Origin of the sequence: Mycobacterium sp. G7A2 (assembly GCF_041902445.1) — a bacterium.
Taxonomy (GTDB): Bacteria; Actinomycetota; Actinomycetes; order Mycobacteriales; family Mycobacteriaceae; genus Mycobacterium.
This window is the reverse complement of the sequence record NZ_CP169251.1, coordinates 3,089,921-3,114,528: the sequence shown is the minus strand read 5'-3', so window position 1 is coordinate 3,114,528 and position 24,608 is coordinate 3,089,921. Positions and strand designations below refer to the sequence as shown.

General features: G+C 69.6%; 15 protein-coding genes and 1 riboswitch. All 15 genes read left to right on the top strand.

Annotation, left to right across the window (positions count from 1 at the left end):
* Window positions 1-8 precede the first annotated feature (8 nt).
* The 15 genes from ACEWX3_RS14875 to ACEWX3_RS14805 all read left to right on the top strand — a co-directional run bounded on the left by ACEWX3_RS14875 (window position 9) and on the right by ACEWX3_RS14805 (window position 24,603).
* The gene (locus tag ACEWX3_RS14875; protein WP_221357648.1) at window positions 9-635 is read left to right on the top strand and encodes a CDP-alcohol phosphatidyltransferase family protein; all 627 of its coding nucleotides are present in this window, start codon (window positions 9-11) and stop codon (window positions 633-635) included.
* Window positions 632-1,519: a DUF881 domain-containing protein gene (locus ACEWX3_RS14870; RefSeq protein ID WP_283612683.1), complete on the top strand. Its 888-nt coding sequence runs from the start codon at window positions 632-634 to the stop codon at window positions 1,517-1,519. Before ACEWX3_RS14875 ends, ACEWX3_RS14870 begins: the two co-directional genes overlap by 4 nt.
* Window positions 1,516-1,848 (top strand): small basic family protein, encoded by a 333-nt coding sequence (locus ACEWX3_RS14865; protein ID WP_152517285.1) that lies wholly within the window; start codon window positions 1,516-1,518, stop codon window positions 1,846-1,848. Before ACEWX3_RS14870 ends, ACEWX3_RS14865 begins: the two co-directional genes overlap by 4 nt.
* Window positions 1,845-2,651 carry a DUF881 domain-containing protein gene (locus tag ACEWX3_RS14860; RefSeq protein ID WP_374156958.1) on the top strand — a complete coding sequence of 269 codons (807 nt, stop codon included), beginning with the start codon at window positions 1,845-1,847 and terminating at the stop codon, window positions 2,649-2,651. The genes ACEWX3_RS14865 and ACEWX3_RS14860 overlap by 4 nt, the downstream gene beginning before the upstream one ends.
* A gap of 49 nt (window positions 2,652-2,700) precedes the next feature.
* Window positions 2,701-3,096 (top strand): glycine cleavage system protein GcvH, encoded by a 396-nt coding sequence (gcvH, locus tag ACEWX3_RS14855; RefSeq protein WP_152517287.1) that lies wholly within the window; start codon window positions 2,701-2,703, stop codon window positions 3,094-3,096.
* Window positions 3,097-3,247: 151 nt separating this feature from the next.
* Window positions 3,248-3,721 (top strand): glycogen accumulation regulator GarA, encoded by a 474-nt coding sequence (garA, locus tag ACEWX3_RS14850; protein ID WP_152517288.1) that lies wholly within the window; start codon window positions 3,248-3,250, stop codon window positions 3,719-3,721.
* A gap of 48 nt (window positions 3,722-3,769) precedes the next feature.
* A complete protein-coding gene (locus ACEWX3_RS14845; RefSeq protein WP_207068731.1) occupies window positions 3,770-4,528 on the top strand; it encodes a MerR family transcriptional regulator in 759 nt (252 codons plus the stop codon).
* 93 nt (window positions 4,529-4,621) lie between these two features.
* The gene (locus ACEWX3_RS14840) at window positions 4,622-5,116 is read left to right on the top strand and encodes a bifunctional nuclease family protein (RefSeq protein ID WP_207068730.1); all 495 of its coding nucleotides are present in this window, start codon (window positions 4,622-4,624) and stop codon (window positions 5,114-5,116) included.
* Between the two features lie 220 nt (window positions 5,117-5,336).
* Window positions 5,337-5,960 (top strand): MerR family transcriptional regulator, encoded by a 624-nt coding sequence (locus ACEWX3_RS14835; protein WP_152517291.1) that lies wholly within the window; start codon window positions 5,337-5,339, stop codon window positions 5,958-5,960.
* Between the two features lie 205 nt (window positions 5,961-6,165).
* A riboswitch (glycine riboswitch) is annotated at window positions 6,166-6,264 on the top strand.
* A gap of 185 nt (window positions 6,265-6,449) precedes the next feature.
* On the top strand, window positions 6,450-9,317 hold the full coding sequence (gene gcvP / locus ACEWX3_RS14830) for an aminomethyl-transferring glycine dehydrogenase (protein ID WP_374156957.1): 2,868 nt from the start codon (window positions 6,450-6,452) through the stop codon (window positions 9,315-9,317).
* 30 nt (window positions 9,318-9,347) lie between these two features.
* Window positions 9,348-10,079 (top strand): thioesterase II family protein, encoded by a 732-nt coding sequence (locus tag ACEWX3_RS14825; RefSeq protein ID WP_152517293.1) that lies wholly within the window; start codon window positions 9,348-9,350, stop codon window positions 10,077-10,079.
* Between the two features lie 588 nt (window positions 10,080-10,667).
* Entirely contained in the window at window positions 10,668-12,443 is a 1,776-nt protein-coding gene (locus ACEWX3_RS14820) for an AMP-binding protein (protein WP_221357642.1), read from the top strand.
* Window positions 12,440-17,941: an acyltransferase domain-containing protein gene (locus ACEWX3_RS14815; RefSeq protein ID WP_374156956.1), complete on the top strand. Its 5,502-nt coding sequence runs from the start codon at window positions 12,440-12,442 to the stop codon at window positions 17,939-17,941. The genes ACEWX3_RS14820 and ACEWX3_RS14815 overlap by 4 nt, the downstream gene beginning before the upstream one ends.
* A gap of 126 nt (window positions 17,942-18,067) precedes the next feature.
* Complete coding sequence (locus ACEWX3_RS14810) at window positions 18,068-19,798, top strand: AMP-binding protein (RefSeq protein ID WP_374156955.1); 1,731 nt, start codon at window positions 18,068-18,070, stop codon at window positions 19,796-19,798.
* Complete coding sequence (locus ACEWX3_RS14805) at window positions 19,795-24,603, top strand: SDR family NAD(P)-dependent oxidoreductase (RefSeq protein ID WP_374156954.1); 4,809 nt, start codon at window positions 19,795-19,797, stop codon at window positions 24,601-24,603. The genes ACEWX3_RS14810 and ACEWX3_RS14805 overlap by 4 nt, the downstream gene beginning before the upstream one ends.
* Window positions 24,604-24,608 lie beyond the last annotated feature (5 nt).

Below are 24,608 nucleotides of genomic sequence, written 5' to 3'. Positions count from 1 at the left end.
TTCTAGGCATGGCCGAGGCGCCGAGCGACAGCGCTGGGACCGGGAACGTGACATCACCAGATCGGGTGCTCACGGTGCCCAACGCACTGTCGGTGATCAGGTTGGTGCTCGTCCCGGTGTTCCTGTACCTGCTGCTGGTGTCCGGCGCGCTGGGCTGGGCGGTCGCGATCCTGATGTTCAGTGGTTTCTCCGACTGGGCCGACGGCAAGATCGCGCGCCTGTTCGACAATCAGTCCTCGCGGCTGGGGGAGTTGCTCGACCCTGCCGTGGACCGCATCTACATGGTCGTGGTCCCGGTCGCGATGGCGTTCGCCGGCGCCCTGCCGTGGTGGCTCGTCGCCGCGCTGCTCGGCCGCGACGCGGTGCTCGCCGCGACGCTGCCGATTCTTCGGCGGCGCGGCCTGGCCGCACTGCCGGTCACCTACCTCGGTAAGGCCGCCACGTTCGCTCTGATGTCGGGGTTGCCGCTGGTGCTGCTCGGCCAGTACGACGCGCTGTGGGCGCGGGTGGTGCTGGCCTGCGGCTGGGGCTTCCTCATCTGGGGCCTGGTGATGTACCTGTGGTCGGGCGTGCTGTACCTGGCCCAGGTCGCGTTGGTCGCGCGCACGATGCCGGTGAGGGCGCACCCGACATGAGCCTGCTGGGGGGATTCGACTCGGGACGAAACGAGCATCGGGCGGGGGCACCGACGCGGATCCCGGTTCCGTCGCTGCTCCGGTCGCTGCTGTCCGAGCACCTCGACCCCGGCTACGCGGCCGCCGCGCGCGACGGACGGCCTCGGCGACGCGGCACCGAGTGGGCCTGGCAGTTGCTGGCCGCGGTGGCGATCGCGACCGTCTTCGTGCTGGCCTGGTCCCAGGCCCGCGCCACCGCACCCGGAGTCGTGGAGTCGCGTCAGGTGCTGGCCGGCAGCGTGAGCGCGACCCAGGCGACGACCGACGAACTGACCGAGCAACGTGACACGCTGGCAGCAGAGGTCAACGCCGAGCGCCGCAGCCGACTGGAGGGCGACGCGATCGGCCGCCGCCTGCTCGCCGAACTGGACCAGGCGAACTTCGCCGCGGCGGCGACACCGGTGATCGGTCCGGGCCTGACAGTCACGGTCACCGACCCCGGCATGACCCCCGACCTGACCGACGTGTCCAAGCAGCGGGTGGAGGGAAGCCGGCAGGTGATCCTCGACCGCGACCTGCAATTGGTGGTCAACTCGCTGTGGGTGGCCGGGGCCGAGGCCGTCTCGGTGGGCGGAGTCCGCATCGGACCCAACGTGACCATCCGACAGGCCGGCGGCGGGATCCTCGTCGACAACAAGCCGATCTCCAGCCCCTATGTCATCCTCGCGGTCGGACCGCCGCACGCGATGCAGGAGTCGTTCGACCGCAGTACCGGTCTGCAACGTCTGCGTCTGCTGGAGACCTCGTACGGGGTCGGAGTCACCGTCGCCGGCGGTGACGGTCTGGCGTTGCCCGCCGGATCGGTACGGGACGTCAACTTCGCCAAACAGATTGGGCCCAATTGATCGGAATCGTCGCCCTCGTCATCGGCATCGTGATCGGCGTGGTGCTGCAGCCCAGCGTGCCCGACGTGGTTCAGCCCTATCTGCCGATCGCCGTCGTCGCAGCGCTCGACGCGGTGTTCGGCGGGTTGCGCGCCTATCTGGAGCACATCTTCGACGCCAAGGTGTTCGTGGTGTCGTTCGTGTTCAACGTCTTGGTCGCTGCCGTGATCGTCTACGTCGGTGACCAGCTCGGTGTCGGAACCCAGCTGTCCACCGCCATCATCGTGGTGCTGGGCATCCGCATCTTCGGCAACGCCGCCGCGCTGCGACGCAGGTTGTTCGGCGCATGAGCGGCGATCACGAACGCAGCCGCCACGAAGGCCGTCAAGAAGGTCGCCACGAGCTGCCGCGCGATGCGGCGGCGAGCAGCCGGCAGGCCCCCCGCGGACGGTCCTCGATGGTTTTCGGCGTGTTGGCCGTGCTGCTGTGCCTGCTGCTCGGAGTTGCGATCGCCACGCAGGTCCGCCAGACCGACTCCGGCGACGCGCTGGACACCGCACGCCCCGCCGACCTGCTGGTTCTGCTGGATTCGCTGCAGCAGCGCGAGGCGGCGTTGAACACCGAAGTCGCCGAACTGCAACGGACTCTGGACGAGGTACGAGCCTCCGGCAACAGCGATCAGGCGGCCATCGAGAATGCGCGGGCGCGGTTGGCCGCACTGTCGATCCTCATCGGCACCGTCCCGGCCACCGGTCCCGGTGTGACACTGACCATCGAGGATCCGGCGCCCGGCGTCGCGCCCGAGACGATGCTCGACGTCATCAACGAACTGCGGGCGGCCGGTGCGGAGGCGTTGGAGATCCGGGGCGGCGGCCAGGCCGGCAGCGACAACGCCGTGCGCGTCGGTGTGGACACCTGGGTGGTGGGCCAGCCCGGCGCTCTGGTCGTCGACAGGGCCACCCTCACCCCGCCGTACACGGTGCTCGCGATCGGCGACCCGCCCACACTCGCCGCGGCGATGAACATCCCCGGCGGCGCGACCGACAGCATCGAACGCGTCGGGGGGACCATGGTGATAGAACAGTCCGACCGGGTCGACGTCACCGCCTTGCGGCAACCGAAACCACGCCAATACGCTCAGCCCGTCAAGTGAGCACCCCCAGCACCACATCCACCGATCAGCTGAGAAACCGAGGAGCGCTGTGAGCCAGATTCCCGCCGAGTTGTCCTACACCGCCGAACACGAATGGGTGCGCAAGACCGGTGACGACACGGTGCGGGTCGGTATCACCGATTTCGCTCAGTCCGCCCTCGGCGACGTGGTGTTCGTCCAGTTGCCCGACGTGGGAGCCGAGCTGACGTCCGGGGATTCGTTCGGCGAAGTGGAGTCGACGAAGTCGGTGTCGGATCTCTACGCGCCGATCACCGCGAAAGTCATTGCGGTCAACGGTGATCTGGAGGGCAATCCCGGTCTGGTCAACTCCGATCCCTACGGCGAGGGCTGGCTGGTCGAGCTGCAGGCCGATGCCGCCGACCTGGCGGCCGCTCTCGGCGATCTGCTCGACGCCGACGGCTACCGCGACCACGCCACGGATTGAGTTGTTGTTAGGGTTCTGCAGACCGACAGCAACGAGCCGATCCGGCGGTGGTGCGCACAACGCGGCCTGCAGCACGGTACGGTCGACACCAGCGGCGTGACCCCCGAAAAACCGGCCGGGTCGCGCTACGGCAGCCAGTGAGGAGCAATGGGTGACGGAGAAGGACTTCAACTCTGGGGCTGACTCTGAGGAAGTCACCGTGGAAACGACATCGGTGTTCCGCGCCGACTTCCTCAACGAGCTCGACGCCCCGCCCGCCGCGAGCGGCGAAAGCGCGGTGTCCGGGGTCGAGGGTCTGCCGGTCGGGTCGGCTTTGCTCGTCGTCAAGCGCGGGCCGAACGCCGGGTCCCGCTTCCTGCTCGATCAGCCGACCACGTCGGCCGGTCGGCATCCCGACAGCGACATCTTTCTCGACGATGTCACCGTGAGCCGCCGCCACGCCGAGTTCCGGCTCGAGAACGGCGAGTTCCAGGTGGTCGACGTGGGCAGCCTCAACGGCACCTACGTCAACCGGGAACCGGTCGATTCCGCTGTGCTCGCCAACGGCGACGAGGTGCAGATCGGCAAGTTCCGTCTGGTCTTTCTCACCGGACCGAAAGGTGAGGACAGCGGCGCCGCCGACTGACCCCGACCCACGACCGAGCGACACCACCGAAGCTGCGCGAGCGAGCCGATGACGCAACCCGACACCCCTGCGTTGAACGGGATGTCGATCGGGGTTGTGCTCGATCTGCTGCGCGACGAGTTCCCTGACGTCACGATCTCGAAGATCCGGTTTCTCGAAGCCGAGGGGTTGGTCACGCCCGAGCGGACTGCGTCGGGTTACCGAAGGTTCACCGCGTATGACTGCGCGCGGCTGCGCTTCATCCTCACCGCCCAGCGGGACCACTATCTGCCGTTGAAGGTGATCAAGGCCCAACTGGACGCGCAGCCCGACGGCGAACTGCCGCAGAGTGCGGTCGCTGCGTCCGGCTACCCGGCGCCACGGCTGGTGCCGGTGACGGGGGAGTCCGGGGTCGCGGCGGGGCGGGCTGCGGTGGCACCGGCTCAGGTGCGGCTGACTCGGGAGGATCTGCTCGAGCGCTCCGGGGTCGATGACGAACTGCTCAACGCTCTGGTGCGGGCGGGGGTGATCACGCCGATGTTCAAGGGTGCCGGCACGGCGCTGTACGACGAGCACGCGGTGGTGATCGCGCAGTGCGCCCGCGCCTTGGCGGACTACGGCGTCGAGCCGCGGCACCTGCGGGCGTTCCGTTCGGCCGCCGACCGGCAGTCCGATCTGATCGCCCAGATCGCCGGGCCGGTGGTCAAGGGCGGCAAGGCCGGAGCGCGCGACCGCGCCGACGACCTGGCCCGCGAGGTGGCGGCGTTGGCGATCACGTTGCACACGTCATTGATCAAGTCGGCCGTGCGCGACGTTCTGGATCGCTGAGGACTAGACTCGCCGTGACGGGTTACCCGTCGGATTCGGCCGGCACCGGCCGGATGAGAAGTGGCAACACACCGGTGCGGAGGGCAGGCACAAATGGGCGAGGTCCGTGTGGTCGGCATTCGAGTTGAGCAGCCCCGCAACCAGCCCGTTCTGTTGCTGCGCGAGTCGAACGGCGACCGCTATCTGCCGATCTGGATCGGGCAGTCCGAGGCCGCGGCCATCGCGCTGGAGCAGCAGGGCGTGGAGCCGCCCCGGCCGCTGACCCACGACCTGTTCCGCGATGTCATTACCGCTCTTGGACATTCGCTCAAAGAGGTGCGGATCGTCGACCTGCAGGAGGGCACGTTCTACGCCGACCTGATCTTCGACCGCGACATCAAGGTGTCGGCGCGGCCGTCGGATTCGGTCGCCATCGCGTTGCGCGTGGGGGTGCCGATCTACGTCGAGGAGGCGGTACTGGCCGAGGCGGGCCTGCTGATTCCCGACGAGGCCGACGACGAGGCCGACGGCGGCGTGCGCGAGGACGAGGTGGAGAAATTCAAGGAATTTCTCGACAGCGTGTCGCCCGACGATTTCAAGGCCACCTGAGCCATAGGCACACCGCAGAACACTTGGTCACGGATGCGTCTCGTCGCGGTCGACACGCGGGCGCGTTTCTTTTCGAAGTGAATCGGGCAGCCATACTTGGTGGCGACGGGCAGTCACGGAAGGCTCTCGGGCGTATGCTCGAACGAAGTTCGCAGAGCTGGGTAGACGTGCGCCCACGCAGGTCAACGACGCGGGTTCGATCGGTGAGAGGATTCGACAAGTGGGAGACACGCCACGCCAGGAGCAACTGGATCTGACCACCGGCTCCCCGCAGGCGGACACCCTTCCTCAGCCGGTCGGTGAACCGGTTCAGGCCGGTCTGTTCCCGGACGATTCGGTGCCCGATGAGTTGGTCGGCTATCGCGGCCCCAGCGCCTGTCAGATCGCCGGTATCACCTATCGGCAGCTCGACTACTGGGCGCGCACCTCGCTGGTGGTGCCCTCGATCCGCGGAGCGGCAGGGTCCGGCAGCCAGCGGCTGTACTCGTTCAAGGACATCCTGGTCCTCAAGATCGTCAAGCGCCTGCTCGACACCGGCATCTCGCTGCACAACATCCGCGTCGCGGTCGACCATCTGCGTCAGCGCGGCGTGCAGGATCTGGCCAACATCACGTTGTTCTCGGACGGCACCACCGTCTACGAGTGCACCTCCGCCGAAGAGGTGGTCGATTTGCTGCAGGGTGGGCAGGGCGTGTTCGGCATCGCCGTGTCGGGTGCGATGCGGGAACTCACCGGTGCGATCGCCGACTTCCCCGGTGAGCGCGCCGACGGCGGGGAGTCGATCTCGACGCCGGAAGACGAGTTGGCGTCCCGTCGCAAGCACCGCGACCGCAAGATCGGCTGAGCCGATCAGAGCAGTGCGCGGCTGAGCCGATCAAAGAGGCACGCGGCTGAGCCGATCAGAGCAGAGCGCGGCTGAGCCGATCAGAGCGGTGCGCGGCTGAGCCGATCAGAGCGGTGCGCGGCTGAGCCGCGATCAAAGCTTTGGCGGACGAGCGCCTGCTCTCGTCGCGCAGTGAGGTGACCTGCCGGTACACTCGACTGCGCATCGCCCTTGCGCGGGAGAGTTCCGTGGCAGCCGGCCACGGGCGCCGAAGGAGCAACACCTCTCCGTCAACCTCTCAGGCCCCCAGGACCGCACGAGGCCCCGATGCCTCTGGAAAGTGGTGCGCCCGCGACGTGGGCCTGCCCGCCCATGGGGAAAGGTCTCGGTCGGCAGAAGCGACCGGCACCGAATCTCTCAGGCAACCCGGTTCGGGCCGACGACAGAGGGGGAGGAGCCGGTACGCCTGCGCTCCAAGCGCCCGCGGCACTCGTCGGGAGATTTCTACCAGTGTCCGAACACCACGAAACCCGTTCAGAGCTCACGTTCGTCGACCGCCACATCGGCCCGGACGCCGCCGCGGTCGACACGTTGTTGAGCACCATCGGAGTGTCCTCGCTCGACGAGCTCGCCGCGAAGGCGCTTCCGGCCGGCATCCTGGATGCGCTCACCGCCGACGGCGTCGCCCCCGGCCTGGAGCACCTGCCCGCCGCCGCCAGTGAAGCCGAGGCATTGGCCGAGCTGCGCGCGCTGGCCGACGCCAACACCGTCGCGGTCTCGATGATCGGTCAGGGCTATTTCGACACCTTCACCCCGCCGGTGCTGCGGCGCAACATCCTGGAGAACCCGGCGTGGTACACCGCGTACACGCCCTACCAGCCCGAGATCAGCCAGGGGCGCCTGGAGGCGCTGCTGAATTTCCAGACCATGGTCACGGATCTGACCGGGTTGGAGGTGGCGAACGCGTCGATGCTCGACGAGGGCACCGCGGCCGCCGAGGCGATGACTCTCATGCACCGCGCGGTCCGCGGATCGGCGAACAAGTTGGCCGTCGACGTCGACGTGTACGCGCAGACCGCCGCGGTGTTGGCGACCCGCGCCGAACCGCTGGGTATCGAGATCGTGACCGCCGACCTGAGCGTCGGACTACCCGACGGCGAGTTCTTCGGAGTCATCACACAGCTACCCGGCGCCAGCGGGCGCCTGGTCGACTGGTCGGACCTCATCGCCGCCGCCCACGAACGTGGGGCGCTGGTCGCGGTCGGCGCCGACCTGCTCGCGCTGACGCTGGTCACCCCGCCAGGTGAGATCGGTGCCGACGTCGCATTCGGCACCACCCAACGTTTCGGTGTGCCAATGGGTTTCGGCGGTCCACATGCCGGCTATCTGGCCGTGCACGCCAAGCACGCGCGTCAGCTGCCGGGCCGTCTGGTCGGGGTGTCCGTCGACGCCGACGGGTCACCGGCGTACCGGCTGGCGCTGCAGACCCGCGAACAGCACATCCGCCGCGACAAAGCCACCAGCAACATCTGCACCGCCCAGGTCCTGCTGGCCGTGATGGCCGCGATGTATGCCAGCTACCACGGTGCCGCCGGCCTGACGGCGATCGCCCGCCGGGTGCATGCCCATGCGGCGGCGGTGGGCGCCGGACTGTCCGGCGCCGGGATCGAGGTCGTCCACGACGCGTTCTTCGACACGGTGCTGGCCCGCGTTCCCGGCCGCGCCGACGAGGTCCAGGCCGCGGCCAAGCAGCGCGGTATCAACGTCTGGTGTCGCGACGCCGATCACGTGTCGGTGGCCTGCGACGAGATGACCACCGATGAGCATGTCGCCGCGGTGCTCGCGTCGTTCGGGGTCGAGGACGGCGCGCAGCGCTCCGGGGACTCGGCGTCGACCGGTATCGCCACGCGCACGTCGCCGTTCCTCACCCATCCGGCGTTCACCAGGTACCGCACCGAGACGGACATGATGCGTTATCTGCGCTCGCTGGCCGACAAGGACATCGCGCTGGACCGCAGCATGATCCCGCTGGGCTCCTGCACGATGAAGCTCAACGCAGCCGCCGAGATGGAAGCGATCACGTGGCCGGAGTTCGCCCGCCAGCACCCGTTCGCGCCCGCCTCGGACACGCCGGGCCTGCGCCGACTGATCGCCGATCTGCAGGACTGGCTGACCGGCATCACCGGTTATGACGAGGTGTCGCTGCAGCCCAACGCCGGTTCGCAGGGGGAGTACGCGGGTCTGCTGGCGATCCAGGCCTATCACGAGCAGCGCGGCGACACCGGCCGAGACGTGTGCCTGATCCCGTCCAGTGCGCACGGCACCAACGCCGCGTCGGCGGCGCTGGTCGGCATGAAGGTGGTCGTGGTGGCGTGCCGCTCCAACGGCGACGTCGACCTCGACGACCTGCGCGCCAAGGTTAACCAGTACGCCGACCGGCTCTCGGCCCTGATGATCACCTACCCGTCCACCCACGGGGTGTACGAGCAGGATGTCGCCGACATCTGCGCCGCCGTGCACGATGCCGGCGGACAGGTCTACGTCGACGGCGCCAACCTCAACGCGCTCGTCGGGCTGGCCCGTCCGGGCCGGTTCGGCGGTGATGTCAGCCACCTGAACCTGCACAAGACGTTCTGCATCCCGCACGGTGGCGGCGGGCCCGGAGTGGGGCCGGTGGCGGTGCGCGCGCATCTGGCCCCGTTCCTGCCCGGGCACCCGCTGGCCGACGAGCTCGGTGACGCCCGCACGGTGTCGGCGGCGCCGTACGGCTCTGCGTCCATCCTTCCGATCACGTGGGCCTACATCCGGATGATGGGCGCGGCCGGTCTGCGCTCGGCGACGTTGGTGGCCATCGCGTCCGCCAACTACATCGCCCGCCGTCTCGACGAGTACTACCCGGTGCTCTACACCGGCGAGCACGGCATGGTGGCCCACGAGTGCATCCTCGACCTGCGCGGGATCACGAAGTCCACCGGCGTGACCGTCGACGACGTGGCCAAGCGGTTGGCTGACTACGGCTTCCACGCGCCCACGATGAGCTTCCCGGTCGCCGGGACGTTGATGGTGGAGCCGACCGAGAGCGAGTCGCTGGCCGAGGTCGACGCGTTCTGCGAGGCGATGATCGCGATCCGGGCCGAGATCGACAAGGTGGGGCAGGGGGAGTGGCCTGCGGACGACAACCCCCTCGTGGGCGCACCGCACACCGCGACATGCCTGCTGACCGCCGACTGGGACCACGCCTACACCCGCGAGCAGGCCGCCTATCCGCTCGGGCCGTCGTTCCGGCCGAAGGTGTGGCCGCCGGTGCGGCGGATCGACGGCGCCTACGGCGACCGCAATCTGGTGTGCTCGTGCCCGCCGGTGGAGGCCTTCGCATAGCCGGGGAGCAGTGAACGGTACTCTCACCGCATGACAGGAGGGGTTGCGGACATCACGCCGAAGTTGTTCATCTTCCCGCACGCCGGCGGTACCCCGCAGTTCTACGTGCCGTTCGCGAAGTCGTTCACCACGGACATCAAGCGGACCGCGGTGCAGTACCCCCGGCAGGGCGGCAAGCAGGATTTCGGCTCGTTCACCAGCCTGCCCGCGGTGGCCGACCAGATCAGCACGATGGTCTCGCCGGACCGCGAAGGCGGCGTCCCCGGATCGCCGGTCTTCTTCTTCGGACACAGCATGGGCGGATTGTTGGCGTTCGAGGTCGCGCGCCGCTTCGAGGAGGCTGGCCGGCCGATCGCCGCGTTGTTCGTCTCCGCGGTCGCGGCACCCGGCCGGGTCGGCTATGACGACATCCCCGACACCGACGAGGGTCTGCTCGCCGCGGTCAGCACCCTCACCGGCGCCGACCCGGAGTTCATGAAGAACCCGGAGTTCGCCGCGGCGATTCTGCCCACCCTGCGCGGCCTGAAGGCGATCGCCAATTACACCTGCCCGCCCGAGGTGACACTGTCGTGTCCGATTCACGCGTTCTACGGTGACGACGACGAGATCGCCACCGAGGAGAAGGTCCTGCCGTGGGCGGAGCGGACCACCGGTGGATTCACCGTGCGGGAGTTCAGCGGTCACCACTTCTATCTCACCGATCATCTCGATGAGTTGGTCCCGGACGTCGAGGAGAAGCTCTGGGCCCGCTGCCGCGCCTAGGCATCACCACCGATGACCTGCTGGAGTGTGGTGTTCACCACATTCCGCTGCGGGCGAAGCTACCGGCCCGGCACATCGCATCGTGCCCCGCCGGCACATGATGGTGAGTCTGTCTAAGTGCAGCGCAACGACGGCTGAGCGGCTGGTTCTTACCCGTGAGTCAGTTTTAAACATGTCGCCGGCGTGCAATATGAGCAAACCGTTGACGCGCACGTCAAAGCGGATATAGCACTGTGTTCAGCCCTCGCTGAGCCGTCCTCGCTCACCGGACGCGCACAGGGTCGAGCAACCGGTAACCGCCTGCTCATGTGCAGCGTTTCCATTGCTGGCAAAACTGTGAAGATGCTGTAAGGATTTAGTTGCGGCCTCGGGCAGCTGCCGTGCCGGCGAAATCGGCCCCGAACAGCCCGCTTCCCTCTGGCAAGCTATTCGTGATGTAATCCTTCGTCAGCATTAGACGACATATCTGACAGTGCGGTGTTAGCCTTCCGGCGAGCGGGGGGATGCGCGGCCACGGGCTGCGAGTCGGTTTATTGCCTTGACGGCGATGAGGCCGGGGCGCAGAAGCAGAGTTGAAAGGACGTCGCCATGCCGTTGCTTGAGTCGACCATTCCTGGCCTTTTGGCTGAACGCGCACGACTGCAGCCCGATGAGGTGGCTTACACCTTCATCGACTACGACGTGGATCCCGCCGGGTTCGCGGAGTCGCTGACGTGGTCTCAGGTCTACCAGAGGGCGCAGGTCGTCGCGGAGGAGCTCCTGCGCCACGGCCGCAAGGGGGACCGGGCGGCGATCCTGGCTCCGCAGGGGCTCGAATACATCGTCGCGTTCTACGGTGCGATGACGGCCGGATTCATCGCGGTGCCGCTTCCGGTGCCGGCCCTCGGTCAGCTCGACGAGCGGGTCAACGGCGCGCTGCGCGACTGCCAGCCTGTCGCGGTGCTGACGACGTCGGCCGTCGTCAGCGACATCATGACCTACGTGGGTGGCTTCACCGGCGGTGCGACCCCGGTCGTCGTCGAGGTCGATGCCCTCGACTTCCACTCGCCGCGCACCACCGAGATGAACATCGGTGACCTGCCCGAGATGGCCTACCTGCAGTACACCTCCGGCTCCACCCGGGCACCGGCCGGTGTGATCATGACCCACCGGAATGTGATCGCCAACGTCAAGCAGGTCTTCGACGACTACATGGAGCACCGCGACGGCATCCCGCCCCAGGACATCACGATGGTGTCGTGGCTGCCCTTCTATCACGACATGGGCCTGATCCAGGGCGTGTTCGCGTCGCTGCTCACACCGTCCGAGGACGGCGGCCTGCACGGTCGCCCGGCGATGCTGATGAGCCCGGTGGCGTTCCTGCAGAAGCCGGCCCGCTGGATCCAGCAGCTGGCGATCCACCCGCACGCCTGGTCGGCCGCACCGAACTTCGCGTTCGAGCTGTCGGTGCGCCGCACGTCCGACGCAGACCTCGAGGGCATGGATCTCGGTGGGGTCCTGGGCATCATCAGCGGTAGTGAGCGGATCCACTCGGCGACCATCCGGCGCTTCAACGAGCGGTTCGCGAAGTTCAACATGCCCACCACCACGGTCCGGCCGTCCTACGGGCTGGCGGAGGCCACGCTGTACGTCATCTCCGCGCCGATGGGCCACACCCCGTCGACGGTGCGGTTCGACTACGAGAAGCTCGCCGCCGGCCACGCCGAGCGGTGCGGTGCCGAGGGTGGCTCCGAGCTGGTCACCTACGGCGCCCCTCGGTCGTCGACGGTACGCATCGTCGATCCGGAGACCCGCACGGAGAATCCGGACGGCAAGGTCGGCGAGATCTGGGTGCACGGCGAGCAGGTCGCGATGGGTTACTGGCGTAACCCGCAGCAGACCGAGCGCACGTTCGGCGGCGAGATGGTCGATCCCTCGGAGGGCACCCCGGTCGGGCCGTGGCTGCGCACCGGTGACCTGGGCGTGATGTCCGAAGGCGAGATGTTCATCATCGGCCGCATCAAGGACCTGCTCATCGTCGACGGCCGCAACCACTATCCCGACGACATCGAAGCCACCATCCAGGAGATCACCGGTGGCCGGGTGGCCGCCATCTCCGTGCTCGACGAGACCAGCGAGCAGCTGGTCGCGATCGCCGAGCTGAAGAAGAAGGGCGCCTCGGAGGCCGAAGCTCTCGACAAGCTGCGCGCGGTCAAGCGTGAGGTGGCTTCGGCCATCAAGCGCACGCACAGCGTGCGGGTCGCCGACCTCGTCTTCGTCGCCCCCGGCTCGATTCCGATCACCACCAGCGGAAAGATTCGGCGCTCGGCCTGTGTGGATCGCTACCGCCAGGACGAGTTCAGCCGTTTGGACGTCACTGCATGACAGCTGCTTTCGACGAGGATGCAATCCGGAACTGGTTGGTCGACTATCTCGTCACCAACATCGGTTGCAGCCCTGACGAAATCGATTTCGATGCCCCACTGAGCGATCTCGCCGTCGGCTCCAGCGACGCCGTGGTCCTCACCGGCGAGCTTTCCGAGCTGCTGGGCCGCACGGTCTCGCCGGTGGAGTTCTGGCAGTACCCGACGATCAACGCGCTGGCCGCGTTCCTCACCGGGGGCGAGGTCGAGTCGGTGGCAGAAGCCTCGCCGGCGAAGAGCGTCAACGCCGACGACGCGATCGCCGTGGTGGGCCTCGGGTTGCGCTACCCCGGGGACATCCACGGCCCCGAGGCGTTGTGGGAGTTCCTGACCGAGGGCCGGTCGGCGGTCGGTCAGGTGCCCCCGTGGCGGTGGGAGTGGTTCGACGACGGATCCCCGGAAGGCGGCGCCGCGCTGGCCGGCACCACCCGTTGGGGTTCGTTCCTGTCCGACATCGACCAGTTCGACGCCGAGTTCTTCGAGATCTCTCCGAGCGAAGCCGACAACATGGACCCCCAGCAGCGCATGCTGCTGGAGGTCACCCACGAGGCGCTCGAACATGCCGGGATCCGCCCCGAAGCTCTGCGGCACACCCAGACGGGCGTGTTCACCGGAGCCTGCCTCAGCGAGTACGGCGTCATGGCGTCGATGGACCTCGCCCAGGTGGGCGCCTATTCGGGAACCGGCGGTGCGCTGAGCATCATCTCCAACCGGGTGTCCTACTACTTCGACCTGCGCGGCCCGTCGGTCACCGTCGACACCGCCTGCTCGTCGTCCCTGGTGGCCATCCACCTGGCCTGCCAGAGCCTGCGCACCGGTGACTCGGATCTCGCTCTGGCCGCAGGCGTCAACGTGCTGCTCTCGCCGGCCGTCACCCGGAGTTTCGACCAGGTCGAGGCGATGTCGCCCACCGGCCGGTGCCACTCCTTCGACGCCCGCGCGGACGGATACGTGCGCGGCGAGGGCTGCGGCGTCGCCGTCCTCAAGCGCCTCGCCGATGCGCAACGCGACGGCGACCGGATCCTGGCCGTCGTCCGCGGCTCCGCGGTCAACCAGGACGGCCGGTCCAACGGTCTGATGGCGCCCAATCCCGCTGCCCAGATGGCCGTGCTGCGCGCGGCCTGCTCGGCGGCCGGGGTCGAACCCCGCGAGGTCGACTACGTCGAGGCGCACGGCACGGGCACCCTGCTCGGTGATCCGATCGAGGCCCGCGCGCTGGGCACCGTGCTCGGCCGCGGCCGGGCGGCGGACGCTCCGCTGCTGATCGGGTCGATCAAGAGCAACCTGGGCCACACCGAGGCCGCCGCCGGAATCGCGGGTTTCGCCAAGACCGTGCTCGCGCTGCAGCACGGCCGCGTGCCCGCGAACCTCGACTACCAGTCGCCCAACCCACACATCCCGTTCGACGAACTTCGGCTCAAGGTGGTCGCGGCGGACAGCGACCTCCCCGGGCGGAACCGTCCCCTGCTGGCGGGCGTCTCGTCGTTCGGGTTCGGCGGCACCAACGCCCACGTCGTTCTCGAACAGGCACCATCAGCCGTCCAGGCGGCAGAACCCGTCGACACGCCCGCGATCACGACCCTGGTGGTGTCGGGGAAATCGGCACCCCGGATCGCGGCCACGGCCGCCGTGCTGGCCGACTGGATGTCCGGGCCCGGCCGGCAGGTCCCGCTGAGCCAGGTGGCCCAGACGCTGGCCCACCGGCGCGCGCAACACAACCGGTTCGCCACCGTCTCCGCGCGCGACCATGCCGGCGCCGTCGCCGGACTGCGCGCACTCGCCGACGGCCAGTCCGCTCCCGGCGTGGTGGAACCGCAGGACGGTCGCCACGGGCACGGCACCGTGTTCGTCTACTCCGGCCAGGGCTCGCAGTGGCTGGGAATGGGTCGCCAGCTCATGGTCGAGGAGCCCGCCTTCGCCGCGGCGGTGGCCGAGATCGAACCCGCCTTCGTCGAGCAGGTCGGTTTCTCGCTGCAGCAGGTCATCGCCGAGGGCCAGCAAGTCACCGGCATCGAACGGATCCAACCGGTGCTCGTCGGCATGCAGTTGGCGCTGACGCAGCTGTGGCGCTCCTACGGCGTGCACCCCGATGCCGTCATCGGCCATTCGATGGGTGAGGTGGCCGCATCCGTGGTCGCCGGTGCCCTGTCGGTTTCCGACGGGCTGAAGGTCATCGCCACCCGGTCGCGGCTGATGTCGCGGCTGTCGGGGCAGGGCGCGATGGCTCTGATCGAGCTCGATCCCGATGCCGCGACCGAGTTCATCGCCGACTACCCCGACATCACGCTGGCGGTGTACGCCTCACCGCGGCAGACGGTGATCGCCGGGCCGCCCGACCAGGTCGACGCCGCGATCGCCGCGGTGTCGGCGCGCGACCGGTTGGCCCGCCGCATCGAGGTCGACGTGGCCTCCCACCATCCGACGATCGATCCGATCCTGCCCGAGCTGCGCGAGGCCCTGGCGGACCTGAAACCGGCCGTACCGACCATCCCGATCGTCATCACCACTCGCGAGCACAGCGGGCCGGCTCCGACGTTCGACGCCGACTACTGGGTCGACAACCTGCGCAACCCGGTGCGCTTCCATCAGGCCGTCACCGCCGCGGGCGCCGAGCACGGCACGTTCGTCGAGGTCAGCCCGCACCCGCTGTTGACCTACGGCATCGACGACACGCTGGGGACCAGCCAGCACCGAAGCGTGCCCACGCTGCTGCGCGACACCGACGAGACGCTGACGTTCCACACCCACCTCAACAGCGCCCGCACCACGCGTCCCGCCGGACCCGAACAGACGGCGACCCCGCCGGTGACGCTGCCCGTGACGCCGTGGCACCACGCCAGCCACTGGGTGTCGGCGACCGCCGCCGACCACCGGGGCGCCACCGCTCCGCGTCCGGGGACCCTGCTCGGTGAACGCACCGCAGTGGCGACCAGCCCGCCCACGCATCTATGGCAGGCCAGGCTCGTCCGCGAAGCCAAGCCCTACCCGGGATTTCACCGCATCCAGGGTGTCGAGGTCGTGCCGATGTCGGTGCTGCTGCGCACCTTGGCGGTGGCAGCGGCCGAATCAGGGGCGACGCTGCTGTCCGAACTCCGCTTCGAGCGTCCGGTCGTCATCGACCAGCCGCAGGTGATCCAGGTGGTCGTCAGCGGCGACTCCGTCACGATGTCGTCGGCGCCGTCGGCTCAGGCCGAGGCCAGCCGGTGGGTGCGCCACGCCACCGCCCGGCTGTCGCCGCCGCAGTCCGAGACCCGGGCCAACCCCGATCCGGCCGGGTCCGAGCAGGACTACGACCGCGCCACCGTGGACGAGCTCCAGGCCAAATGGGGTGTGGAAGGCCAGCCCTTCCCGTGGTCGATCGCCTCCTGCCGATCCGGTGACAACCAGGTGCGCGCCGAGGTCACACTCGGCGACGCCGGGCCGGGCGGGCTGCCGGTGGCGATGCTCGACGCCGCGGTGCAGATCGCGCGCCTGGCCGACATCACCGACGAACGTCTGCTGGTACCCGCCGGCGTGCAGAGCATGTCGATGACCGGTGAACTCACCGGCACCGATCTGTCGGTCACCGTGCTGCGCCGCCCGGACGCCGGAGACGATCTGCTGATCGACGTGGCGGTGACCGACGGCACCGCACGGCTGGACATCCGCGGCCTGCGCTATGTCGACGTCCAGGCCGGTGCCGCGCAGTCCGCCGCGCCGGTGGCAGACCCCCGCGACGTCGCCCATGCGCTGGACTGGCAGCCCTGGACCGCGCCGGAACGAACCGAGCCCGGAGCCGCCCTCTCGGTGGCCGTGCTCGGCGCCGAAGAGAACGACGCTGAGCTCACCGGTGCCCTGACGGCGGCCGGACACCGGGTCGTCGACGAGGCGGACGCCACGTCGGTGATCTTCGTGCCCGCCACCGACACCGACGAGGACGACCTGACGTGCGCGGCGCGGCTGACCGCGCAGGTCGCCGATGTCGTGGCCCGGCTCGCCGCCCGGGAAGCCCGCGAGGAGCCCAGGCTGTGGATCGTCACCCGGGGCGTGCGCGAAACCGGCTCCCGCGACGCTGTGCGGCAGAGCTGCCTGTGGGGCGTGGCCGGCGTGATCGGAGCCGAGCAGCCGCAGCTGTGGGGCGGGCTGGTCGACCTCGCCGAGGACGGGCAGACCGGGTCCGCTGACACCCTCGCCGAGCTGCTGAACACCCCCGCGAAGACCATCCTGTCGCTGCGCGACGGTCAGTGGTCCGAACAGGTGCTGGCGCCGCTGGCCGACGACGCCGCGCGCGAGCCGTACCGGGAGCCCCTGCGCTGCCGCGCGGATGCGGCCTATCTGATCACCGGCGGCATGGGTGCCCTCGGGTTGCTCACCGCGGGCTGGCTCGCCGACCGCGGCGCGCGCCGAGTGGTCCTGGCGGGCCGGACGCCGCTGCCGCCACGGCGCGACTGGGACGCCGACTCCGTCGACGAGGCCACCCGGCACAAGATCGAGGCGGTACGGGAGCTGGAGGCCCGCGGCGTCGCCGTCGAGATCGCGGTGCTGGACATCGGCTCGGCCTCCGCGCTCGAGGCCTTCCTCACACAGCGCGACGATGCGGGCGCACCGCCGGTGCGCGGCGTCGTGCACGCGGCCGGCGTCACCGACAGCCAGCTGCTGACCGACCTGTCCGCCGACCGGGTGCAGTCCACGTTGTGGCCGAAGGTGGCCGGCGCGGCCGCCCTCGACGCGGTGTTCCCGCCGGGCAGCCTCGATTTCCTGCATTTCACCGCCTCCGCGGGCACGGTGTTCGGCGTGCCCGGCCAGGGCGCCTACGCCGCCGGCAATGCCTACCTGGACGGACTGGCCCGGGCCCGGCACGCGCAGGGCGACGCCACGGTCAGCCTGGACTGGGTGGCCTGGCGCGGGCTCGGATTCGGGTCCGACGCCCAGGTCGTGGTCGACGAACTCGCGCGGCGCGGGTCACGGCCGGTGACGCCGGCCGAGGCGTTCGACGCCTGGGAGTACGTGTCCCGGTTCGACGTCGCGCACGCCGTGATGGCCCCGATCGTGTCCGAGAGCGACCCGGACGCCGCCTCCGGGGGCGCCGGTGTCGCACCGGCACGGGCCTGGTCGGAGATGTCGGCCGACGAGGTGCTGGCCGAACTGCAGAACGGTCTGCGCACCATCCTGGCCACCGAGCTGCGGACCCCCGAGAGCGAGGTCGACACCGACCGCCCGTTCGCCGAGATGGGGCTGAACTCGGTGATGGCGATGTCGATCCGGCGTGAGGTCGAGCAGCTCACGCGCGTCGAATTGTCGGCGACGATGCTGTGGAACCATCCGACGATCGCCTCGTTGGCGACCCATCTCGCCGAGAAAGTCGCACCGCACACCGTGTCGCAGGCCGACAGTGACGTCGACAGCGCCTCCGATAGTTTGCTGGACAGTTTGTTCGACAGCGTGGAATCGAGCTCCGCCAGCAGCGAGGGCAGGATTTGATGCCATCGGCGTTTCGCCGGGTAGCATCCTGCGTGCCGGGCGGTACCGCGTCGGGTCTCGACGCCGGCCGCTCGGTTCTCGTTGCGGCGCGTTTTCGCGCATGAGCCGAAGTGAAAGGATGCTGCGATGTCGATGACCGAAGCCTCCATCCCGGCGGTACTCGCCGACCGCGCCGAGCGGCAACCCGACGACGTCGCCTACACGTTCGTCGACTACGAGGCCGACCCCTCCGGCGTCTCCGAGAGCCTGACCTGGTCCGAGGTCTACGAGCGGGTACAGGTCGTCGCCGAGAAGCTGGCCGGCCTCGGCTCGCCCGGTGACCGCGCGGTGATCCTGGCGCCGCAGAGCCTGGAATACATCGTCGGCTTCCTCGGCGCGATCCAGGCCGGATTCATCGCCGTCCCGCTGTCGATGCCGCAGACACGCCATCACGACGAGCGCGTGACGGGGGCGATGAAGGACTCGACGCCGGTCGTGGTCCTGACCACGTCGGCGGTCGTCGACGACATCCGCAAGTACGGGCAGGCCGACCCGACGCAGCGCCCGCCGAAGTTCCTCGAGGTGGACACGCTGGACTTCGACACCCCGCCGCGGTCCACGGCCCAGCCGACGCTGCTGAAGACCGCCTACCTGCAGTACACCTCGGGATCCACCCGCAGCCCGGCGGGTGTCGTGGTCACCCACCGCAACGTCGTCGTCAACCTCGGCCAGCTGCTCACCGACTACTACGAGGCGTACCCGGACGGCGCACCCGGGGACACCACGGTGGTGTCGTGGCTGCCCTTCTACCACGACATGGGTCTCATCGTCGGAGTGTTCATCCCGATGGTGCTGGGCCGCCCGGCAGTGCTGATGAGCCCGGTCGCGTTCATGCAGAAGCCGTCGCGGTGGATGCAGCAGCTCGGCTCGCACCCCAGAGCGTTCACCGCCGCACCGAACTTCGCCTTCGAGTTGGCCGTCAAGCGCACCTCCGACGAGGACCTCGCCGGCAAGGACCTCAGCACGGTCGCGGTGATGATCAACGGCGCCGAGCGCGTGCACGGTTCCACGGTGCGCCGGTTCAACCAGCGCTTCGCCCAGTTCGGCCTGCCCGAGTCGGCGATGCGCCCGTCCTACGGACTCGCCGAGGCCACCGTCTACGTGGCCGCGTCGGCCGGGGGGCAGCCGCCGACGGCGGTGCGCTTCGACTACGAGAAGCTGGCCGCCGGGCATGCCGAGCGCTGCGACGACGAAGCGGGCGCCGAGCTGATCGGCTGCGGTGCGGTGCGGTCGACGACGGCGCGCGTGGTGGACCCGGACACCCTGGTGGAGAATCCCGCCGGCAAGATCGGTGAGGTGTGGCTGCACGGCGAGCACGTCGCCGCCGGGTACTGGCACAACCCGAAGCTCAGCGAGTTGTTCGCCGCTCAGCTCGGTGAGCCCACCCCGGGCACCCCGAAGGGGCCATGGCTGCGCACCGGCGATCTGGGCGTCATGTTCGACGACGAGCTGTTCATCGTCGGCCGGATCAAGGATCTGCTGATCGTCGACGGCCGCAACCACTATCCCGACGACATCGAGGCCACCGTCGCCGAGTTCACCGGCGGCCGGGTGGCCGCCATCTCGGTGCCCGACGACGCCAGCGAGCGGCTCGTCGTCGTCGCCGAGCTGAAGAAGCAGATCGAGCCGGCCGCGCTGGAGTCGATCAAACAGCAGGTCACGTCCGCGATCTCGATGACGCACAGCGTGCGCCTGTCGGACTTCGTGCTCGTCGGCCCCGGCTCACTGCCGCTGACCACCAGCGGCAAGGTCCGGCGGGCGTCCTGCGTGGAGCTGTACCGCACCGACGGTTTCAACCGGTTGGACGTCACTGCATGACCTCAGCCGTCGACGAGGCTGCTGTTCGGAGGTGGTTGGTCGACTACCTCGTCACGAACAACGGCTGCAGCCCCGAACAGATCGACGCCGGCGCCTCGATGCACGACCTCGGGGTCGGTTCGCGCGACGCGGTGGTCCTGACCGGGGTGTTGTCGGAATTCGTGGGACGCACCGTGTCCCCGGTGGATTTCTGGCAGTACCCGACCGTGGATGCGCTGGCCAAGTTCCTCACCGGCGGGGAGGTCGAACCGGCCACCCCGGACGCGGGCGCGGAGCGGCCCGCCGCGCTGGACGAGCCCGTCGCCGTGATCGGGCTCGGGCTCCGGTTTCCCGGCGGCCCCGACGCCGACGGCAACATCGAGGGTCCCGACGCCTACTGGGACTTCCTGTCCGAGAACCGGTCCGCGGTCGGTGAGGTGCCCGCCCAGCGGTGGGCGCATTTCGACGACGGCACGCCGGCAGGCGCGGCGGCGCTGGCCGGGGTGACCCGGTGGGGTTCCTTCCTGCGCGACATCGACGCGTTCGACGCCGAGTTCTTCGAGATCATCCCCCGCGAAGCCACCCGGATGGACCCGCAGCAGCGGCTGCTGCTCGAGGTCACCCACGAGGCACTCGAACACGCCGGCATCCCGGCCGACTCGCTCGCCGAGACCCGCACCGGGGTGTTCGCCGGGGCGAGCGCCGGCGACTACGCCCAGCTGGGCGCCACCGATCTGAGCCAGGTGGACGCCTGGTACGGAACCGGGGGGTCGATCAGCATCATCGCCAACCGGGTGTCCTACTTCTTCGACTTCCGCGGCCCGTCGGTGACGATCGACACCGCGTGTTCGTCGTCGCTGGTCGCGCTGCACCTGGCGTGTCAGAGTCTGCGCACCGGCGACTCGGACGTCGCGTTGGCCGCCGGGGTGAACCTGCTGCTGTCCCCGGCCGGCACCCGCAGCCTGGACCAGGCCGACGCGATGTCGCCCACCGGACGGTGCCACGCCTTCGACGCCGCCGCCGACGGGTTCGTCCGCGGTGAGGGTTGCGGTGTCGCGGTGCTCAAGCGCCTCTCCGACGCCCAACGGGACGGCGACCGGGTGCTCGCGGTGATCCGCGGATCGGCGGTCAACCAGGACGGCCGCTCCAACGGGCTGATGGCGCCCAACCCGGCCGCCCAGATGGCGGTGCTGCGTGCCGCGTACGCCGCCGCCGGGGTCAACCCGCGCGAGGTCGACTACGTCGAGGCCCACGGAACCGGCACGCTGCTCGGTGATCCGATCGAAGCCCGCGCTCTGGGCACGGTGCTCGGCAAGGGGCGGCCCGCCGACGCACCGCTGCTGCTCGGCGCGGTCAAGTCCAACCTCGGGCATCTGGAGGCCGCCGCGGGTATCGCCGGGTTCGCCAAAGCGGTGCTGGCCCTGCAGCACAACCGGATCCCCGCCAACCTGGGCTATGAGAACCCGAATCCGCACATCCCGTTCGACAAGCTTCGACTGAAGGTCGTCGCCGAGCACACCGAGTGGGCACCCGCCGGCCGGCCGCGCCGGGCGGGCATCTCGTCGTTCGGATTCGGCGGCACCAACGCCCACGTCATCATCGAGCAGGCACCGGTCGCGGCGCCGACCGACAGTGCACCGACCGTGCTCACCACGCTGGTCGTCTCCGGCAAGACCGCCGAGCGGGTGGCCGGGCAAGCTCAGATGCTGGCCGACTGGATGACCGGCGCCGGCGCCGACGTGTCGCTGCCGGAGATCGCACACACCCTCAACCACCACCGCACCCAGCACGCCAAGTTCGCCACGGTCACCGCCCGCGACCGCGAGCAGGCGCTGGCCGGGCTGCGATCCCTGGCCCTGGGCCAGAGCGCCCCGGGCGTGGTCGGCGTTCCGACGCACATCCCGAAGCCGGGCACGGTGTTCGTCTACTCCGGGCAGGGTTCGCAGTGGGCGGGCATGGGCCGTCAGCTGCTGGCCGACGAACCGGCCTTCGCGGACGCGCTGGCCGAGATCGAGCCGGTGTTCGTCGACAAGGTCGGCTTCTCGCTGCGCGAGATCATCGAGGGCGGTCTGCCCGTCAGCGGCGACGCCCAGGTCCAGCCGGTGTTGATGGGTCTGCAGCTGGCGCTGACCGAGCTGTGGCGCTCCTACGGCGTGCATCCCGACGCGGTCATCGGCCACTCCATGGGCGAGGTGACCGCCGCGGTCGTCGCCGGCGCGCTGAGCCTGGCCGACGGTCTCGAAGTCATCGCCGCCCGATCGTCGATCATGGCGCGGCTGGCCGGCCAGGGCGCGGTCGCGCTGCTCAATCTCGACGAGGACGCGGTTCGCGCGCTCATCGCCGGTCAGTCCAGCGTCGAGGTGGCCGGTCATCTGTCGCCACGCCAGACCGTGGTGGCCGGGCTGCCCGACCAGGTCGACGCCGTCATCGCGGCGGCCACCGCCGACAACGTCTTCGCCCGCCGGGTGAACATGGTGGTGGCGTCACACACCGCATTGATGGATCCGGTGCTGGGCGACCTGCGTTCGGCGCTGGCGGACCTGGAACCGAGCATCCCGACGCTGCCGTTCCTGTCCACCGTCACGGCGCCGGCCACCCCGGCCACGTTCGACGCCGACTACTGGGTGGCCAACGTGCGCCAGCCGGTGCAGTTCAGCCGGGCCGTCGCGGCGGCAGCCGGCGAGCACGGCACCTTCATCGAGATCAGCCCGCACTCGACGCTGGGTCAGCCGATCGCCGACACGCTGGCCGGCCTCGACGACCCGTCGCACTACCTCACCGTCGGCACACTGGCGCGCGACGGGGACGACACCGTCACCTTCCACACCCACCGCAACGCCACGCACACGTCGCGTCCGCCGCACACCGCGCGCCACGGCGAGCCGCACGTGCCGCTGCCCACCACCCCGTGGCGGCGCACACGGCACTGGGTGGAGGTACCGCCGCTGCGCCGAGCCACGGCCGGCCGCGGGGGTGCGCTGCCCGCCGACAGCGCGGTACCGCCGGAGTGGTTCTGCGAACTGACCTGGCCGGAGAAGGCGCTGCCGAGCACCGCCGAGGGCGCTGCGGCCGACGGCCGCTGGCTGGTGATCGCCGACCCCGCGGTGGGCGAAGCGCTGGCACGCCTGCTCGACGGGGAGGGATCCTCGGTCTCCACGCTGCCCGCGTCCGCCGCCGCCGAGACCGTGGTCGAGGCCGTCGGGAACGCCACCCACGTGCTCTACGCCCCCGGCAGCACGGACGGGGGCGCGCTGGGTTACGAGCTGTTCGAGATGGGCCGCACGATCGCCGCCGCTGCTGCCCGGCGTCCGGCACCGCCCACGCTGTACCTGCTGACCCGAAACGCCCAGCCGCTGGCCGAGGGTGACCGCGCCAACGCCGCACACGCGGTGTTGTGGGGGCTGGGCCGCACCCTGGCGCTGGAGCATCCGGAGATCTGGGGCGCGGTCGTCGACGTGGACGAATCGGTCCCGGCCGCGGTGGCCGCGCGGTGGCTGCTCGGTGAGGTCCGCGCCGGCGACGGCGAGGACCAGCTGGTGTACCGGGCCGGTGCCCGGCACGTCGCGCGGCTGATCCACGCACTGCCGCCGGCCCCCGCCGGTACCGACGCCGAAACGCTGGATCCCGAGCGGACGCATCTGGTCATCGGCGCGACCGGCAACATCGGGCCGATCCTGATCGAGCAGCTGGCTGCGATGGGCGCCACAACGGTGGTCGCGGTGTCGCGTAATCCGGGTGACCGACTCGCCGCGCTCACCGAGCGGCTGGCCGAGAAGGGCACCACCGTGGTCACCGCGGCGGCCGACGCCGCCGACGAGGCGTCGATGCGGGCACTGTTCGACCGTTTCGGCGCCGTCCTGCCGCCGTTGGGCGGGGTCTATCTGGCCGCGATGAGCGGGGGGCCGGTCACGCTGACCGAGATGACCCGCGACGACGTGGTCGCGATGTTCCGGCCCAAGATGGACGCCGCGATGGTGGCCCACGAACTGACCCTCGAGCATCCGGTGGCGCAGTTCGTGCTGTTCTCCTCGATCTCCGGGGTGCTCGGATCGCGGTGGCTGGCGCACTACGCGGCCACCACCACGTTCTGCGACACCCTGGCTTTCGCGCGCCGCGCGGCCGGCCTGCCCGCCTGCGCCATCAACTGGGGGCTGTGGAAGTCGCTGGCCGACGCGCAGACCGGGTTCGAGAAACAGGCCACTGCGGAGTCCGGACTGGAGCCGATGGAGGACGCGGTGGCGATCACCGCGCTGCGCTCGTTCGTCGGTCCCCAGGCTCCGGCGCGGGCGACCGTGGTGGCCGCCGACTGGCCCCGGCTGGCCGCGGCGTATCACACCCGCGCCGAGCTGCACATCCTCGACGAGTTGCTGGCCGCCGAGTCGGGCGTCGCAGCCGCAGCGCTCAGTGGCGACACCGCATTTCGCCAGGAGCTGAAGGATTGCGCTGCGCCGCGCCGCATCGACATGCTCACCGACCATGTGTTGGCGCAGGTCGCCGCCGCGATGGGGCTGACCTCGACGCACACTCTGGACCCCACCGTGGGGTTCTTCCAGTTCGGGATGGATTCGCTGATGAGCGTAACGTTGCAGCGTTCGCTCAGCGAAAGCCTGGGGGAGGCGTTGCCGGCGTCGGTCGTCTTCGACTATCCGACGGTCGAGGCACTCACCGATTACCTGGCGTCGATCCTGCCTGAGATAATCGATACCGCCGGTTCCGACGACGAGGTCGCCGGCGCAGGCGTCGACGGCCCGGATGCGGCCGAGGACGCCTACGACGACCTTGCCGAGGACGAACTGCTTGCGAGACTTTCGGAAAGATTGAGTTGACTGAG

Coding starts and splice junctions, on each gene's coding strand:
- ACEWX3_RS14875 (WP_221357648.1), top strand. CDS start 9: ATGGCCGAGGCGCCGAGCGACAGCGCTGGGACCGGGAACGTGACATCA.
- ACEWX3_RS14870 (WP_283612683.1), top strand. CDS start 632: ATGAGCCTGCTGGGGGGATTCGACTCGGGACGAAACGAGCATCGGGCG.
- ACEWX3_RS14860 (WP_374156958.1), top strand. CDS start 1,845: ATGAGCGGCGATCACGAACGCAGCCGCCACGAAGGCCGTCAAGAAGGT.
- ACEWX3_RS14845 (WP_207068731.1), top strand. CDS start 3,770: ATGACGCAACCCGACACCCCTGCGTTGAACGGGATGTCGATCGGGGTT.
- ACEWX3_RS14840 (WP_207068730.1), top strand. CDS start 4,622: ATGGGCGAGGTCCGTGTGGTCGGCATTCGAGTTGAGCAGCCCCGCAAC.
- ACEWX3_RS14825 (WP_152517293.1), top strand. CDS start 9,348: ATGACAGGAGGGGTTGCGGACATCACGCCGAAGTTGTTCATCTTCCCG.
- ACEWX3_RS14820 (WP_221357642.1), top strand. CDS start 10,668: ATGCCGTTGCTTGAGTCGACCATTCCTGGCCTTTTGGCTGAACGCGCA.
- ACEWX3_RS14815 (WP_374156956.1), top strand. CDS start 12,440: ATGACAGCTGCTTTCGACGAGGATGCAATCCGGAACTGGTTGGTCGAC.
- ACEWX3_RS14810 (WP_374156955.1), top strand. CDS start 18,068: ATGTCGATGACCGAAGCCTCCATCCCGGCGGTACTCGCCGACCGCGCC.
- ACEWX3_RS14805 (WP_374156954.1), top strand. CDS start 19,795: ATGACCTCAGCCGTCGACGAGGCTGCTGTTCGGAGGTGGTTGGTCGAC.